Source organism: Serratia nematodiphila DZ0503SBS1 (assembly GCF_000738675.1).
In the GTDB taxonomy this organism is placed as follows: domain Bacteria; phylum Pseudomonadota; class Gammaproteobacteria; order Enterobacterales; family Enterobacteriaceae; genus Serratia; species Serratia nematodiphila.
Genome location: NZ_JPUX01000001.1, coordinates 3,676,614 through 3,693,002, shown reverse-complemented (window position 1 = coordinate 3,693,002; position 16,389 = coordinate 3,676,614). Strand labels below are relative to the sequence as shown.

Below are 16,389 nucleotides of genomic sequence, written 5' to 3'. Positions count from 1 at the left end.
GAGGCCAGCCCATAAGACCATCAAGTGCAGGCGGAGACGCAGACAATGGCGATATCTGAAGTGCAATCGCCCAGGGAAGGCGCGAAAACCACGCTGACGGAGCATCCGCTGATGCTGTCGGTGAACGGCGAACAGCTTCATGCGCAGGTGATGGCGGATACGCCGCTCTTGCTGGTACTGCGCAACGATCTGGCGCTCAACGGCCCAAAATACGGCTGCGGCCTGGGCGAATGCGGCGCGTGCACCGTGCTGATCGACGGCGTGGCGGCGCGCTCCTGCGTGATCCCGGCCCTCGGCGTGTCCGGCCGGGCGATCGTGACCCTGGAAGGTCTCGGCACTCGCCAGCGCCCGCATCCGGTGCAGCGCGCCTTTATTGAAGAGCAGGCGGCGCAATGCGGCTACTGTCTCAATGGCATGATCATGACCACCAAAGCCCTGTTGGATCGCAATCCCGCCCCGAGTGAGGCGGAGATCCGTCAGGCGCTGTCCGGCAATCTGTGCCGCTGCGGCACCCATCTTGAAATCTTGCGTGCGGTTCAGCGCGCCATCATTCTCTGCCGCGATGGGGACGCCCACGATCATGACTGATTCCCGTACCCCATCGCCGAGCCAGGCCGAATTGCTGCAGCGCGACGGCGTGCTGCTGATCGTCGACAGCGTGCAACCGCCGCCGGGGCTGGTGCCCAAGGGGCAAACGCCGGTGCTGAAGCCCAAGGAGCAAGGGCTGTTTATCGCCCTGTGCGGCAGCGGTGAAATCTATGCCTTTAACGGCCATGTCGATCTCGGCACCGGCGTGCGCACCGCGCTCGGGCAGATCGTCGCCGAAGAGCTGTACCTGCGCATGGATCAGGTGCAGATGGTGTTGGGTGATACCGAGCGCGCGCCGAATCAGGGCGCCACCATCGCCAGCGCCACGCTGCAGATCTCCGCCGTGCCGCTGCGCAACGCCGCCGCCGAAGCGCGCCGTTGGCTGTTGCGCCAGGCGGCGCAGCGCTTCGATGCGCCGGTGGAACAGCTGACGCTGGAGGAGGGCGTGATCCGCAGCCCGCAGGGGCAGGCGCTCAGCTACGCCGAATTGGTGGCCGGCGGTCATGTCGAGCTGTCGATTTCCGGCGACGCGCCGCTGAAACCGCAGGCGGAGTATCGCCTGGTGGGCACCAGCGCCGCGCGCGTCGATATTCCGGCCAAGGCGACCGGCGAAACCACTTACGTACACGATATGCGGTTGCCGAATATGCTGCACGGCCGGGTAGTGCGGCCGCCCTATGCCGGTTACGACAGCGGCGAATTTGTCGGCACCAGCCTGCTGGCGGTGGATGAAACCTCGATCGCGCATATTCCCGGCATCGTCAAACTGGTGGTGATCGGCGATTTCATCGGCATTGTCGCCGAGCGCGAAGAGCAGGCGGTCAAGGCGGCGCAGGCGCTGCAGGTCAGTTGGAAAGACTGGCGGCGCAATTTGCCGCAGATGACCGACGTGGCGCAGGCGCTGCGCGACAACCCGCATTCGACCCGGGTGGTGCACGATACCGGCGACGTGGACGCGGCGCTGGCGGCGGCCGACAGGCGTTTCACCCGCAGCTACCTGTGGCCGTATCAGCTTCATGCCTCGATTGGCCCTTCCTGCGCGCTGGCGGACTACCGGCCGGAACGTCTGCAGGTCTGGTCAGGCAGCCAGAACCCGCACCTGCTGCGCGCCGATCTGGCCTGGCTGCTGGAGTACCCGGAAGCGCAGATCGAGATCGTTCGCATGGAAGCGGCCGGCTGCTATGGCCGCAATTGCGCCGATGACGTCTGCGCCGACGCGGCGCTGCTGTCGCGCGCGGTGGGCAGGCCGGTGCGGGTGCAGCTGACCCGCGAGCAAGAACATGTGTGGGAACCGAAGGGCACGGCGCAACTGATGGAGGTGGACGGCGGGCTGGACGCCGCCGGGCACCCGGTCGCCTACGATTTTCGCACCTATTATCCTTCCAACGGCGCGCCGACGCTGGCGCTGCTGCTGACCGGCCGGGTCGAGCCGCTGCCGGTGGCCTATGAAATGGGCGATCGCACTTCGGTGCCGCCTTATGAGTATCCGTCGCTGCGCGTCAGCATCGAGGACATGGCGCCGATCGTGCGTGCCTCCTGGATGCGCGGCGTTTCCGCCTTGCCCAACACCTTCGCCCACGAGTCTTATATCGATGAGCTGGCCCACGCCGCCGGCGTCGATCCGCTGGAGTATCGGCTGCGCTACATCAATGATGAACGCGCCAGTGAACTGATGCGCAGCACCGCAGAACGCGCCGGCTGGACGCCGCATACCGAACCGATGCAGACCCCGGCGGAAGACGGCGTGCTGCGCGGGCGCGGCTTTGCCTATGCCCGTTACATCCACAGCAAGTTTCCCGGCTTTGGCGCTGCCTGGGCCGCCTGGGTGGCCGACGTGGCGATCGACAAAGCCAGCGGCGAAGTGGCGGTGACGCGCATCGTGGTCGGCCACGACGCGGGCATGATGGTTAACCCGGACGGCGTGCGCCACCAAATTCACGGCAATGTATTGCAATCGACCAGCCGGGTATTGAAAGAGCGCGTGACCTTTGAGGAATCGACGGTCTCAGCCAAAGAATGGGGGGCCTACCCGATCCTGACCTTCCCGGAGGTGCCGGAGGTGGACGTGGTGATGATGCCGCGCCCTTACGATCCGCCGCTGGGCGCCGGGGAGTCGGCGTCGGTGCCCAGCGCGGCGGCCATCGCCAACGCGGTGTTCGACGCCACCGGCATTCGTTTTCGCGAGCTGCCGATCACCTCGGACAAGCTGCGTGAGGCGCTGAACGGGCCGGATGCCGAACGGCAGGCCGCGCCGCCCAAGAAAAAGAAGCGCGGCAAATGGTGGTTCGGCGGCGCGGCGGGGCTGTTCGGCGCCGTGCTGGGCATCGCCGGCAGCGCCTTGCCGTGGCGGGCGGAGATCGCGCCGGTGGCGACGCCCGGCGCCGGCACCTGGTCGGCCGCCACGCTGGAGCGCGGCCGTCAGCTGGCCGCCGCCGGAGACTGCGCGGTTTGCCATACCGCATCGGAAGGGGCGACCAACGCCGGTGGGCTGGCGATGGCGACGCCGTTCGGCACGCTCTACAGCACCAATATTACCCCGGACGTGGCAACCGGCATCGGCAACTGGTCGTTTACTGCGTTCGATCGGGCGATGCGCCAGGGTATCGCCCGCGACGGCCGCCACCTCTATCCGGCATTTCCTTACACCGCCTTCAGCAAAATGACCGACGGCGACATGCAGGCGCTGTACGCTTATCTGATGTCGCAACCGGCGGTGCGCCAGAGCAACCCGGCCAATCAGATGCGTTTCCCGTTTAACCTGCGGCCGCTGATGGCCGGCTGGAACGCGCAGTTCCTGCGCCAGGGGGAATATCAACCCGATCCGCAACAAAGCGCGCAATGGAACCGCGGCGCTTATCTGGTCAACGGGCTTGGCCATTGCGCCGCCTGCCATTCGCCGCGCAACCTGCTGGGGGCGGAAAAGGGCGGCGCGGCTTTCCTGGCGGGGGGGATGGTGGACGGGTGGGAAGCGCCGGCGCTGAATCAATTGGCCAACGCGGAAAAACCCTGGACCGAGGAACAGCTGTTTCAGTATTTCCGCAGCGGGCATTCCGCCGAGCACGGCGTGGCGGCCGGGCCGATGGGGCCGGTGGTGAGCGAGCTGGCGACGTTGCCGCAGAGCGATCTGCGGGCGATGGCCAATTATGTGATGTCGCTGAGCGCCAAGTCGACGCTGAACGTGGAACCGCAGGCGCAGTTGGCGGCTCGCGCATTGCCGGCGGTGGGGCAACTTGCCGGTGAGCGGTTGTTTCAGGGCGCTTGCCAGGCCTGCCACAGCGCCGCCGCCGGCGGGCCGCAGCTGTTCGGCGTCAGCCCGGATCTGGCCAATAACACCAACATCTTCAGCGATCGCCCCGATAACCTGATCAAGGTGATCCTGCAAGGTATCCCCAAACCGGCCACCGCCGAATTGGGCTTTATGCCGGGCTTTAAGGACAGTTTTTCCGATCGGCAGGTAACGGCGCTGGTGAATTATTTACGCCAACGCTATGCCGGCGACAAACCGGCCTGGCGCGACGTGGAGGCGCAGGTTGCGCGGTTGCGCGCAGAGCCGGGCACGCACTGAGCCGCCTCAGGCATGGCGCAGGAACGCCACCAGCCGCTGCGCCGGCAGCGGCAACTGCGCCGGGTCACGCACCGCGATCGACAGGCGCCGGGTCGCCCAATCGTCCGTCAGCGGCAGTGCGCTGTGCCGAATTTCCGGCTGGCGTTGTGCGCTCTCTTCCGGCACCACCGCCAGCCCGGCGCCGCGCAGCACCATGCGGCAGATGGCGTCGAAATGAGCGGCACGCGCCCGCAATCGCATCGGGCCGCCGCTGCGTATCGCCAATTGCTCAAGATGTTGTTGCAGCGCGCTCTCTTCCGGCAGGCCGATGAAATCAAAAGGCAGCGCGTCCGCAAAGCTGACCTGCCGGCGGCCGCTGAGCGCATGCCCCGGCGGCAGCGCCAGCACCAGACGATCCTGGCGAAAAGGGTAACTTGTCAGCCCGCGCAGATCGGCGTGGTCCGCGACGATGCCGATATCCGCCGCTCGTTCGGCGATCGTCTGCGCGATGGCCGGGCTGGGCAGCTCTTCCAGCGCGATATCGGTGTGCGGGTGCAGCATCAGAAAATCCGCCAACAGCTCCGGCAAAAAGGCGTCGGCGGCGACGGTATTGGCGACGATGCGCAGCTGGCTGCGCTGGCCCGGCGCGAACTCGGCCATATCACCGCGCAGCCGGTCGCGCTGCTGCAATAGCACTCGCGCGTGATGCAACAGGCGCTCACCGGCGGGCGTCGCCTGGACGCCGCGCGGATTGCGCGTCAGCAGCGCTACGCCGGCCTGTTGCTCCAGCCCGCGCATGCGGGCGCTGGCGGCGGCCAGCGACAGCCCGACGCGCTCGGCGCCGGCGGTGATGCTGCCGGTCTCGAGCACCGCCGCCAACAGCCGCAGATCGATAAAGTCAAAATGCATGCGTTTTCCCTCTGTCTTTGCCGCAGGCAGGCTCTGTCATTGCCGCATTGTGCCGCGGCGCGGCGCTGGCCACAATCGAGCCGTTGATTCGCCATAAGGATAGACGCATGTCGCTGACGTTACTCGAAATTGTCGCCCTTACGGGCATTTTTACGCTGGCCGGCACGGTCAAAGGGGCGATCGGTCTGGGGTTGCCGACGGTGTCGATGGGGTTGCTCAGTCTGATGATGCCGCCGGGGCAGGCCGCCGCGCTGCTGCTGTTGCCCTCGCTGATCACCAACCTGTGGCAACTGCTGTGCGGGCCGACGCTGTGTGCGCTGTGGCGGCGGCTCTGGCCGATGATGCTGTGCGTCACGCTGGGCACATTGTTGAGCGCCGGAGCGCTCACTGCTGGCGACGGCGGCCTGGCGCCGCTGGCGCTGGGCATGTGTCTGATCGGCTATGCCCTGTTGGGATTCACCCGTTTCGACTGGCGCATTTCCGCCGAGGCAGAGCCTTGGCTGGGGCCGCTGTGCGGCCTGGTGACCGGTACGCTGACCGGCGCCACCGGGGTGTTCGTCATTCCGGCGGTGCCTTACCTGAATGCGTTAGGCCTGGCGCGCGATGAGCTGGTGCAGGCGCTGGGGCTGTCGTTCACCGTCTCGACGCTGGCGCTGGCCGCAGGGTTGGCCTGGCATCAGGCGCTGCCCGGCTCGTTGCTCGGCGTTTCCTTGCTGTCGCTGTTGCCGGCGTTGGCCGGCATGTGGCTGGGGGAGAGGGTGCGCCGTCATTGTCGCCCGCAGCTGTTTCGCCGCCTTTTCTTTATTGGGTTATTAATCCTGGGCGTTGAGATTATTTGGCGATTCAATTAATTGAATCGATAGCATCTGCGTGTAATTAGGTTCGGTATATTATTCTGGGTTTTATTTTAATATGATGGGTTGCAATGTTTAGAACACACTTTTCTTATTGGTTTTTTTTCATGAAATACAGGATGGTTATGGATTTTTATTAGTGTGTTTTGATTTTTCCACTACAGCTATTTTTAATGGCTGTAAAACCAGCAAACCCATAGGAGAGTATTTATGAAGGAAATTTTAAGCAGCCAATTCGATGCGGTGTCGGGTGGATGGCAGGATCGCGATGGGAGTGGAAAAAGATCGTCTGATAGCGGAGATGGGGTATATGATGAATAGATATGTTGTTTTTATAAAGAGTGATGAATAAAAAGTGCTAAGAAAGGAAGTGGTTACACGAGAAATAATTAAAGACATGAAGCAGAAGGGGTTCAGAAAGCATCATATCGAAGTAGAGGCTGATAACGAAAGCGATGCCATTAAAAAATTAAATAAGAACAGCAATGATTATTTGGATTCATTGAGAAATTTTTCAGGTGATTTATTGTTCTGTTCTATTTTTGTTATTGTTATGACGATAGTCTATTTTACCACGATGAAAATGAGTTAGAAGTAGATACTGTAGGATTTAAAAAATAAAAAGACTTGTCGAACTGGATCTCTCTGATTTTTCTCTGGATATGATACTGCCATTGGGTGAAAAATACGTTCATGAAAATTTATTGGTGCTAGGATCACTCAGAAGATTTAAAGGTGTTTATTTTAATAGTTTCATATCCTCTCACCAAAATTAACTGATCTTCTGCTTGTTTTATTATCAATACAATAGCCTGTGAATTTGAATGTTAGCTATCAATAAGGGACGCTGATCATGTTTCGCCAGGAAGCGATCGATAATCAGAAAATGAAATGGCGTGGCCGGGCGCTCCTCCTTCCCGGCATTCCCTTTTGGTTCACGGCGGGGCTGTGCCTGTTTTTTCTCATTGCTTTTCTCACCTTCACCATCGCCGGCACCTATACCCGGCGGGTCAACGTGACCGGTGAGATCAGCACCTATCCCCGCGCCGCGAACGTTTACTCCACGGTTCAAGGGGTAGTGGTCAAACAATTTGTCACCGAAGGGCAGGTGATTGCCGTTGGTGCCCCCATTTACCAGATCGACGTCAGCAAGAGTACCCGTAGCGGTGTGCTCAGCGACAACCAACGGCGGGATATCGATGGCCAGCTGGCGCGCATTGCGCAAATCATTAACCGACTGGAAAGCAGCAAGCAGGCCACGCTTATCATGCTGGAACAACAGAAGGCGCAATACACCGCTGCATTCACCCGCTCCACCGATATCCTCAAACGCGCCCAGGAAGGGATACGCATCATGAAGGAAAACATGGAGAACTACCGGCACTATCAGACCAAGGGGCTGATCAATAAGGATCAGCTCACCAATCAGGTGGCGCTGTATTACCAGCAGCAGAACAACCTGCTGGGCCTGTCCGGCCAGAACGAACAGAATGCGTTGCAGATCACCGCGCTGGAGAGCCAGATCCATATCCAGGCTGCCGAATTCGACAACCAGATCTACCAGATGGAGCTGCAGCGCTATGAGCTGCAAAAGGAGCGGCAAAACATCGATGCCACTGGCGATATTATCGTTCGCGCGCTGGCCGGCGGCCGCATCGATTCGCTGAGCGTCACGGTTGGCCAGATGGTCAACATTGGCGACAGTCTGCTGCAGATTATTCCGCAAAACATCGATCGCTATGCCCTGGTACTGTGGGTGCCCAACGACGCCATCCCCTACATTGCCGCAGGCGATAAGGTCAATGTGCGCTATGACGCCTTTCCGGCGGAGAAGTTCGGCCAGTTCGCCGGCACCGTGTCCGTCATCTCCAAAGCCCCGGCTTCACCGCAGGAAATGCTGACCTACCAGGGGGCGCCCAAAACGGCGCTGACCGCCGCCGTGCCTTACTACAAGGTGATTGTTATCCCGGAAAAACAATCCATTGCTTACGATGGCAAACGTCTGAGCCTGGAAAACGGCATGAAAGCGCAAAGCACTCTGTTTCTGGAAAAAAGGAAGATGTATCAATGGATGCTGTCGCCGTTCTACGACATGAAGCACAGTGCGACGGGGCCGGTCAATGAGTAGGAGCACATTCAAACAGCGGGTCAGCCAACTGGATCTGCGGCTGCGCCACCGGGTTCCGATGATGCACCAGACCGAGTCGTCGGAATGCGGGCTGGCCTGTCTGGCGATGATCTGCGGTTATTACGGCAAAAACATCGACCTGATCGCGCTGCGCCGGCAGTTCAATCTGTCATCCCGCGGTGCCACATTGGCTGGACTGACCGGTATCGCCGAGCAATTGAGGTTGAGCACCCGTCCTCTGTCTCTGGATCTGGACGAACTCGGTGCGCTAAAACTGCCCTGCATTCTGCACTGGGAATTCAACCATTTCGTGGTGCTGGTCAGCGTCAAAGGCCACCGCGCGGTGCTGCACGATCCGGCGCGCGGGCGCCGGGCCGTCAGCCTGACGGAACTGTCGCACAGTTTCACCGGCGTAGCGCTTGAGGCCTGGCCCGGCAGCGAGTTCACCGCCGACAGCGTCCGCCATCGCATTCATCTTCGCACGTTGATCGGCAGCGTGCATGGCCTCAAGGGGGCGCTCGGCAAAATCTTTTGCCTGTCTCTGGTATTCGAAACCATCAACCTGGTGATGCCCATCGGCACGCAGCTGGTGATGGATCACGCCATTCCCGCCGGAGATCGCGGGTTACTGTCGCTCATCTGCGCCGGATTGATGCTGTTTATCTTGTTGCGGGCTGCCATCGGCATGGTGCGGGCATGGTCAGGATTGGTCATGGCGACGCTTATCAACGTGCAGTGGCAGTCCGGGTTGTTCACCCATCTGCTGTGCCTGCCACTCGGTTACTTTGAACGGCGTAAGCTGGGTGACATTCAATCACGCTTCGGTTCACTGGATACGCTGCGCAGCACTTTCACCACCAGTATCGTCGGCGCCATCATGGACGGCATCATGGTGATCGGTGTGTTGGTGATGATGGTGCTGTATGGCGGCTGGCTGACCTGGGTAGTGCTCACTTTCACTGCGCTTTATGTGTTGATGCGGCTGCTGACCTATGGATATTACCGTCAGCTGTCCGAGGAGGCGCTGGTGAGAGAGGCGCGGGCCGGCTCGTATTTTATGGAAACGCTGTACGGTATCGCTACCGTCAAGATGCAGGGCATGGCAGAACGCCGCATCGCTCACTGGCTAAACCTTGAAATCGACACCATCAACACGGGTATCCGCGTCACCAGGATGGACATGCTGTTTGGCGGGATCAACACCTTCATAGCGGCGTGCGACCAGATCGTCATTCTGTGGCTGGGAACCAGCCTGGTGATCGATAACCAGATGACCCTCGGCATGTTCGTGGCGTTCGGCGCCTTTCGGGGCCAGTTCTCCGACCGCATCGGGTCGCTGACGGAATTTTTGCTGCAGCTGCGCATGATGAGCCTGCATAACGAGCGCATTGCCGATATCGCCCTGCATCCGCGGGAGGCGCGTAAACCCGATCACCCTTACACGGCGGGGCTGCAACCTTTGGGATTGACGACCCATGCCCTGAGCTATCGTTACGACAGTCAGTCATCGGCTATCTTTGATGGCCTGGACATCAGCGTTGCGCCGGGCGAAAGCGTGGCCATCGTGGGCCCGTCCGGCGCCGGCAAAACCACGTTGATGAAGGTGTTGTGCGGACTGTTTACCCCGGATTCAGGGCGGGTTGAGGTGAACGGTGTCGATATCCGCCAGCTCGGCATCAACAACTACCACAAAATGATTGCCTGCGTGATGCAGGACGACAAACTGTTCTCCGGCTCGATCCGGGAAAATATTTGCGGGTTTGCGGACGAGGTGGACGATGCCTGGATGCAAGCCTGTGCCCGTGCCAGCTATCTGCATGACGTGATTTTACGCATGCCTATGGGATATGAAACACTGATTGGCGAGTTGGGGGAAGGATTGTCCGGCGGGCAAAAACAACGGCTATTCATAGCCCGGGCAATCTACAAAAAACCGGCTATTTTGTTTCTGGATGAGGCCACCAGCGCGCTGGATAAGGAGAGCGAAGCTGTGGTGAATCAGGCCATCAAGAGACTCAATATCACTAAGCTGATCATTGCCCACCGTGAAACGACCATTGCGTCGGCAGATCGGGTTATACATTTGGGATAAGGGGGGATATCACCCGCGGCACCGGCCATTTACACTGTTTCCCCCCCAAAAAACCAATAAATGGCGATGGGGCAAGGCTATTTTTGCTGCTCGCTTCGGCTTTCAATTTACGGCGCGGCGCATTGCGCGATATTCTGGTTTTCTGATGGGCTGACGGCGGATGAGGGAACCATGACAGACAGCCAGGCGTTTGAACAACAAAGCCTCGACAATCTGCTGAGCTATTGGCGGCGCCATCGCCGCCTGCCGGGCGCGCGCTATCCGGCCGGCCCGACCGACACCCTGTGCGACGTGCCGGGCGTCAGCGTCGGGCATCACACGCTGGCCGACGGCGAATGCCAGACCGGCGTTACCGCCATCGTGCCGCCGGGCGATCTGTTTAACCAGCCGCTGCCGTGCGGCAGCGCGGTGCTCAACGGCTTCGCCAAGCCGCTGGGGTTGGTGCAGCTGAACGAGCTGGGGGTGCTGCAAACGCCGATCCTGCTGAGCAACACCTTCGCCGTCGGCACGCTGTTCAACGCCATGGTGCGGCGCAGCTGTCTGCGTTACCCGCAGATCGGCCGCGGCAGCGCCACCATTAACCCGCTGGTGCTGGAGTGCAACGACGGTTACCTCAACGATATTCAGGCGATGGCGGTGCGTGAGGAGCACGTCTTCAGCGCGCTGGATAACCATTCCACCCGCTTTGCGCGCGGCAGCGTCGGTGCCGGGCGCGGCATGAGCAGCTTCGGCTTGAAAGGGGGCATCGGCACTGCCTCACGCTATTGCCCAGGGCTTGGCACCACGCTCGGCGTGCTGGTGCTGGCCAACTTCGGCACCCTCGACTCGTTGACGCTGAGCGGCGTGCGCGTTGGCCAGGCGCTGGGCAAACTGTTGGCGGATCCGCCGCCGCAGGTAGACGCCGGTTCGGTCATTATCATCATCGCCTGCGATCGGGCGCTGGACAGCCGCCAGCTGAACCGCATCGCCCGCCGCGCGGGCGCTGGTTTGGGGCGGGTGGGCAGCCATTGGGGGCACGGCTCCGGCGATATCGCGCTGGCGTTTTCCACCCGGTTGCTGGGGGCGACGTTGCCGGACGAACGGCTGGAGCCGCTGTTTGCGGCGGCCGCGGACGCCACCGAATACGCGGTGCTGGATGCCTTGCTCAGCGCCGAAGGCGTCAGCGGTTTCCAGCAGCACGATCGTATGGCGTTGGGCCCGCTGCTCGATCGGCTGGCGGAAAATTAAATAACGGGAGTGTGATGTGAAAGTCTTTATCTCTGCGGATATCGAGGGTATCGCCGGCGTGATGCGGCCGGAGCAGTGCAACCCGGCCCATGCTGACTATGCGGCGGCGCGCGAGCTGATGGAGCAGGAGGTCAACGCCGCCATCGACGGCGCTTTTGCCGGCGGCGCCACCGAGGTGACGGTGGCCGACAGCCACGCGATGATGCAGAACCTGCGCGCCGATCGCATCGATGCGCGGGCGCGCCTGGTGCAGGGCAAACCGCGCGGGCTATCGATGGTGGAAGGGCTGCAGCATCAACGTTACGACGGCCTGATGTGTATCGGTTATCACAGCGCCGCCGGCGAACGCGGCGTGCTGGCGCATACCATCAATGGCCGGGCCTTTTACCGCGTCAGCCTGAACGGCGAGGTGGTAGGCGAAAGCGATCTGTATGCGGCGGCGGCGGCCGAGTTGAACGTCCCGCTGTGGCTGGTGAGCGGTGACGACGAGCTGCAACGTTGGATCGCTGAGCGTTATCCGCAATCTGGCTATGTTTGCGTGAAACGCGCCATCTCGCAAACCGCCGCTGAATCGCTCAGCCCTCAGCGGGCGCGGGCGGAGATCCGCGAGCGGGCGATGCAGCAGGTGCGCCAGGGCGCCAGACTGCCGGTGGAGCGCCGCTTCATGCCACCTTACCGGCTGACGTTGATGGCGGCCAAACCGGTGCTAGCGGATCTGTTCAGCCTGGTGCCCGGCGTGCAGCGCCAGGACGCGCTCACCGTGGCCTTCGACAGCGACAACATGGCGGCGCAAATCCGCCTGCTCAGCGTCTTTTCCTCTCTGGCGACGACGCAGAGCTGACCCCCGGTGCGGGTTCCCGCCCGCACCGCACGATTCTCCAACAGAAAATCCCTTATCAAGATTAGGCCTGCTGAATAATAGGCTACGCTAATTATTGCTCTGTTGCGCTATGTCACCTGATCGGCGCGGCAAGCCATTCCCATAACAAGAGTTGTTTCGCCGAAGGCAGTGACGCCTTCGGTTTTTTTGGAGTCATGAGCAATGAGCATATCCCAAGTTCCGCTTTCGCGGCGGCGGTTTATCGTCGGCGCCGGGGCGTTGGTGATCGGCGCCTATCTGCCGTCCACCGGCGCGCTGGCGCGCTCGAACGCCCCGGCCGTCTCCGGCACGGCGGCGTTAGACGCCAACGCCTTCGTTCAGATCGGCGCCGACGGCGTCGTCACCGTCATCAGTAAACACACCGAAGTGGGCCAGGGGGTCTATACCGGCATGGCGACGCTGGTTGCCGAAGAGCTCGATGCCGATTGGGCGCAGGTGCGGGTCGTGGCCGCGCCGGTGGACACCAATATCTACAAAAACCTGGCCTTCGGATTCCAGGGGACCGGCGGTTCCAGCTCGGTGGCCAATGCCTATGAGCAAATGCGGCGCATGGGCGCCATGGCGCGCGCGCTGCTGGTGCAGGCCGCCGCGCAGAGCTGGAAAACCTCGGCGCAGGAAATCACCGTGCAGGCGGGCAAGATCCGCCATGCCGCCAGCGGGCGCGAAGCGGGCTTTGGCGAGTTCGCCGCGCTGGCCGCCACGTTGCCGCCGCCCGATCCCGCCAGCCTGACGCTGAAGGATCCGGCCAATTTCACCCTGATCGGCAAAACGCGCGGTTTGCACCGCGTCGATTCGCTGGCGAAAACCAACGGCAGCGCGCAGTTCTCGCAGGATATCCACGAGCCGGACATGCTGACCGTCACCATCAAGAAACCGCCGCGTTTCGGCGGCAAAGTGGCGACCTTCGACGCCGAGCGGGCGCTGGCGGTGCCGGGCGTGGTGGCGGTGAAACAGGTTGCCACCGGCGTAGCGGTTTACGCCAAAAACACCTGGGCGGCGATCCAGGGGCGGGAACGGCTGAGGGTCACCTGGGACGATGCGCAGGCCGAACGGCGCAACACCGAGGAAATCTACGCCGAGTTCCGCCAGGTGGCGCAAAAAACCGGCGTGGTGGCGAAGAGCCACGGCAAGCCGGACGAGGTGTTCGATAAGGCCGACAAGGTGATCGAGGCTGAATACACCTTCCCGTACGTCGCCCACGCGCCGATGGAGCCGCTGGGCGGCTATCTGTTCTGGGACGGCGAGAGCGTTAAGGCGCGCTACGGCTGCCAAATCCAGACGCTTGACCATAAGCAGCTGTGCGATCTGTTCGAGCTGCCGCCGGACAAGGTGCAGATTGAAACCATTCTGGCGGGCGGCAGCTTCGGCCGGCGCATCGATTTAGGCAACCCGACGCTGGGGCCGGATCTGGCGGCCGACATGGCGGCGGCGGCCAAGGGCATCGGCCCCGGTTACGGCGTGAAGGTGGTGTGGACGCGCGAGGACGACATCCGCAACGGCTGGTATCGCCCGATGATCCTGCACCGCCTGCGCGGCGCCATTCGCGGCGGCAAGGTGGTGGGCTGGACCGATACCGTGGTCGGCCACTCCTGGACGCGCCACAGCGCGATGGATGCGCTGGTGGTCAACGGGCTCGATCAAATGATGGTCGAGGGCGCCAGCGAGGTGTCATACACCTTCGAAGCCTTCCGCTGCGATGCGCACATCGTGCCCGGCAAGGTGCCGACCACCTCGCTGCGGTCGGTCGCCAGCACCCACACCGGCCATGCGGTGGAGAGCTTTATCGATCAGCTGTTGCAGGAAACCGGGCAGGATCCGGTCGAAGGGCGGCTGGCGCTGATGGGCGATGCGCCGCGCGCGGCGGGCGTGCTGCGGGCGGTGGCCAAAGCCGCCGGCTGGCAGGGCGCCAAGGTGGTGGACGGGCGCGCGCGCGGCGTGGGCGTCGCCAAGGCGTTCGATACCTATGTGGCGCAGGTGGCCGAGGTGTCGATCGGCGAGGGCGGCATCCCGAAAGTGCATAAAGTGTGGTGCGCGGTGGACTGCGGCGTGGCGGTGAACCCCGACGTGATCCGCGCGCAGATCGAGGGCGGCATCGGTTACGGCCTCAGCATGGCGCTATACGGCAATATCACGCTGAAAGACGGCGTGGTCGAACAGTCCAATTTCAATAACTTCCGCCCGCTGCGCATCGATGAGATGCCGGAGATCGAGGTGATCATCGTGCCCTCGACCGAGAAACCGACCGGCGTGGGCGAGCTGGGGGTGCCGACCATCGCCCCGGCGGTCGGCAATGCGCTGGCGCTGCTCGGGCGGCCCCGCACCTCGCTGAGCCTGCCGCTGCATAATCCCACTGCGAATCCGGCGTCTGACAAGGAGAGAACCTGATGATTCATTTAACTGTAAACGATCAGCCGCTGACCTTTGAGGGCGATCCGCACATGCCGCTGCTGTGGTTTCTGCGTGACGAAGCCGGCCTGACCGGCACCAAGTTCGGCTGCGGCATCGCCATGTGCGGCGCCTGTACCGTGCATCTGGACGGCGTGCCGGTGCGTTCGTGCATGACGCCGGTCTCCGCCGCCGTCGGCAAGAAAATCACCACCATCGAAGCCGTGGGCGCCACACCGGAAGGCAAGGCGGTGCAGGAAGCCTGGCTTGATCTGGACGTGGTGCAGTGCGGTTACTGCCAGTCCGGCCAGATCATGAGCGCCAGCGCGCTGTTGGCGCAAAGCAAGGATCCGAGCGATGCGGACATTGACGCGGCGATGGGCGGCAACGTCTGCCGCTGCGCCACCTATGTGCGCATTCGCGCCGCCATCCACCAGGCCGCCAAGGCGTTGGGTTAGGGAGAGATGCGATGAGCAATGCCTTGAAAGGGCTGTTATGGCTGATTATCGCCGTGGTGGTGTTGGCGGGAGGATACGCGCTGTACACGCTGCTGCGGCCAACCGGCGCTGAGCCGGCGGCGCCGATCGCCGGGGCGCCGGCCGGCATGACCGACAAACTGGCGCGCGGCGAGTACCTGGCGCGCGCCGCCGACTGCGTGGCGTGCCACACCGCGCCGGGCGGCGCGCCTTATGCGGGCGGCTTCGCCTTCAAATTGCCGTTCGGCACCATTTACGGCACCAATATTACCGCCGACAAGGAGACCGGCATCGGCAACTGGAGCGACGATCAGTTCGTGCGCGCGGTGCGTGAGGGCATCGGCCCGCAGGGCAACCTGTATCCGGCGATGCCTTATACCTCGTACACCGGGCTGAGCCGCGACGACGTGCTGGCGATCAAGGATTATCTGTTCAGCCTGCCGCCGGTGAAACAGGCCAACCCGCAAAACGAGCTGTCGTTCCCGTTCAACCAGCGCTGGGGCATGAAATTCTGGAACCTGGCGTTCTTCCATGAGCAGCGCTTCGCGCCGGATCTCAACAAGGATGAACAGTGGAATCGCGGCGCCTATCTGGCGACGGCGCTGGGCCACTGCGGCGAGTGCCATACGCCGCGCAATCTGGGGTTCGGTCTTAACCAGAGCAAGCACCTGAGCGGTGAAGTGGTGCAGGGCTGGTTCGCCGCCAACATCACGCCGGACAAACAGACCGGCATCGGCGGCTGGAGCGACCAGCAGCTGTCGCAATATCTGGCTACCGGCCATGCGCCGGGGCGCAGCAGCGCCGCCGGCCCGATGGCGGAAGCGGTGGAAAACAGCCTGCAGTTCCTGACGCCGGAAGATAATTTGGCGCTGGTGAAATACCTGCGCGACATCGAGCCTATCGCCGGCGACGGCGCGGCGGCGGTGAACCTGCAGCCGAAGGGCGCGGGGGCTTCCACCCCGATCCTGCCGGGCGGGCAAGACAGTTCGCTTGGGCGCCGGGTGTTCGCCAACGACTGCAGCGGTTGCCACCAGTGGAACGGGCCGGGCCGCCAGAGCGAGTACGCATCGCTGGTCGGCAGCACGGCGGTGAACGATCCGCAGGGGCGCAGCGTGGTGCAGGCCATCCTGAAGGGGACGAGCATCAGCGTCGGCGAGCGGCATGAGATGATGCCGGCGTTCGGCAGCGCCTATTCCGACGAGGAAGTGGCGGCGGTCGCCAACTTTGTGGTCGGCCATTTCGGCGACAAGCAAGGCAAAGTCACCGCCAAACAGGTGGCGGAGCAGCGCAAGCAGTAAAGAAAAGC

Annotated in this window: 12 protein-coding genes; 11 read left to right on the top strand and 1 reads right to left on the bottom strand. The window is 62.5% G+C overall.

The window, feature by feature from the left end:
- The first annotated feature begins 45 nt into the window (after positions 1 to 45).
- Entirely contained in the window at positions 46 to 588 is a 543-nt protein-coding gene (locus tag JL05_RS17010; protein ID WP_033633117.1) for a (2Fe-2S)-binding protein, read from the top strand.
- Positions 581 to 4,153 (top strand): molybdopterin cofactor-binding domain-containing protein, encoded by a 3,573-nt coding sequence (locus JL05_RS17005; RefSeq protein ID WP_033633116.1) that lies wholly within the window; start codon positions 581 to 583, stop codon positions 4,151 to 4,153. The genes JL05_RS17010 and JL05_RS17005 overlap by 8 nt, the downstream gene beginning before the upstream one ends.
- Before the next feature lie 6 nt (positions 4,154 to 4,159).
- Here the strand turns inward: JL05_RS17005 and JL05_RS17000 are convergent, their stop codons facing one another.
- Positions 4,160 to 5,041 carry a LysR family transcriptional regulator gene (locus JL05_RS17000; RefSeq protein ID WP_033633115.1) on the bottom strand — a complete coding sequence of 294 codons (882 nt, stop codon included), beginning with the start codon at positions 5,039 to 5,041 and terminating at the stop codon, positions 4,160 to 4,162.
- A 107-nt stretch (positions 5,042 to 5,148) separates the two neighbouring features.
- On the opposite strand from JL05_RS17000, the gene JL05_RS16995 reads away from it, so the two are divergent.
- From JL05_RS16995 to JL05_RS16955, 9 genes are all read left to right on the top strand, one after another.
- Positions 5,149 to 5,892 carry a sulfite exporter TauE/SafE family protein gene (locus JL05_RS16995; protein WP_033633114.1) on the top strand — a complete coding sequence of 248 codons (744 nt, stop codon included), beginning with the start codon at positions 5,149 to 5,151 and terminating at the stop codon, positions 5,890 to 5,892.
- Between the two features lie 358 nt (positions 5,893 to 6,250).
- On the top strand, positions 6,251 to 6,487 hold the full coding sequence (locus JL05_RS25785; protein ID WP_238545859.1) for a hypothetical protein: 237 nt from the start codon (positions 6,251 to 6,253) through the stop codon (positions 6,485 to 6,487).
- Between the two features lie 261 nt (positions 6,488 to 6,748).
- On the top strand, positions 6,749 to 8,023 hold the full coding sequence (locus JL05_RS16985) for an HlyD family secretion protein (protein ID WP_033633113.1): 1,275 nt from the start codon (positions 6,749 to 6,751) through the stop codon (positions 8,021 to 8,023).
- Positions 8,016 to 10,115, top strand: a complete 2,100-nt coding sequence (locus JL05_RS16980; protein WP_033633112.1) for a peptidase domain-containing ABC transporter — start codon at positions 8,016 to 8,018, stop codon at positions 10,113 to 10,115. The genes JL05_RS16985 and JL05_RS16980 overlap by 8 nt, the downstream gene beginning before the upstream one ends.
- A 171-nt stretch (positions 10,116 to 10,286) precedes the next feature.
- Entirely contained in the window at positions 10,287 to 11,342 is a 1,056-nt protein-coding gene (locus JL05_RS16975; RefSeq protein WP_004940769.1) for a P1 family peptidase, read from the top strand.
- 16 nt (positions 11,343 to 11,358) lie between these two features.
- Entirely contained in the window at positions 11,359 to 12,183 is an 825-nt protein-coding gene (locus JL05_RS16970; protein WP_015377804.1) for a M55 family metallopeptidase, read from the top strand.
- Positions 12,184 to 12,384: 201 nt separating this feature from the next.
- The gene (locus JL05_RS16965; protein ID WP_033633111.1) at positions 12,385 to 14,607 is read left to right on the top strand and encodes a xanthine dehydrogenase family protein molybdopterin-binding subunit; all 2,223 of its coding nucleotides are present in this window, start codon (positions 12,385 to 12,387) and stop codon (positions 14,605 to 14,607) included.
- Complete coding sequence (locus JL05_RS16960; RefSeq protein WP_004940763.1) at positions 14,607 to 15,065, top strand: (2Fe-2S)-binding protein; 459 nt, start codon at positions 14,607 to 14,609, stop codon at positions 15,063 to 15,065. The genes JL05_RS16965 and JL05_RS16960 overlap by 1 nt, the downstream gene beginning before the upstream one ends.
- An 11-nt stretch (positions 15,066 to 15,076) precedes the next feature.
- Positions 15,077 to 16,381: a c-type cytochrome gene (locus tag JL05_RS16955; protein WP_015377807.1), complete on the top strand. Its 1,305-nt coding sequence runs from the start codon at positions 15,077 to 15,079 to the stop codon at positions 16,379 to 16,381.
- Positions 16,382 to 16,389: the final 8 nt, after the last annotated feature.

Coding starts and splice junctions, on each gene's coding strand:
- JL05_RS17010 (WP_033633117.1), top strand. CDS start 46: ATGGCGATATCTGAAGTGCAATCGCCCAGGGAAGGCGCGAAAACCACG.
- JL05_RS17005 (WP_033633116.1), top strand. CDS start 581: ATGACTGATTCCCGTACCCCATCGCCGAGCCAGGCCGAATTGCTGCAG.
- JL05_RS17000 (WP_033633115.1), bottom strand. CDS start 5,041: ATGCATTTTGACTTTATCGATCTGCGGCTGTTGGCGGCGGTGCTCGAG.
- JL05_RS16995 (WP_033633114.1), top strand. CDS start 5,149: ATGTCGCTGACGTTACTCGAAATTGTCGCCCTTACGGGCATTTTTACG.
- JL05_RS16985 (WP_033633113.1), top strand. CDS start 6,749: ATGTTTCGCCAGGAAGCGATCGATAATCAGAAAATGAAATGGCGTGGC.
- JL05_RS16980 (WP_033633112.1), top strand. CDS start 8,016: ATGAGTAGGAGCACATTCAAACAGCGGGTCAGCCAACTGGATCTGCGG.
- JL05_RS16975 (WP_004940769.1), top strand. CDS start 10,287: ATGACAGACAGCCAGGCGTTTGAACAACAAAGCCTCGACAATCTGCTG.
- JL05_RS16965 (WP_033633111.1), top strand. CDS start 12,385: ATGAGCATATCCCAAGTTCCGCTTTCGCGGCGGCGGTTTATCGTCGGC.
- JL05_RS16960 (WP_004940763.1), top strand. CDS start 14,607: ATGATTCATTTAACTGTAAACGATCAGCCGCTGACCTTTGAGGGCGAT.
- JL05_RS16955 (WP_015377807.1), top strand. CDS start 15,077: ATGAGCAATGCCTTGAAAGGGCTGTTATGGCTGATTATCGCCGTGGTG.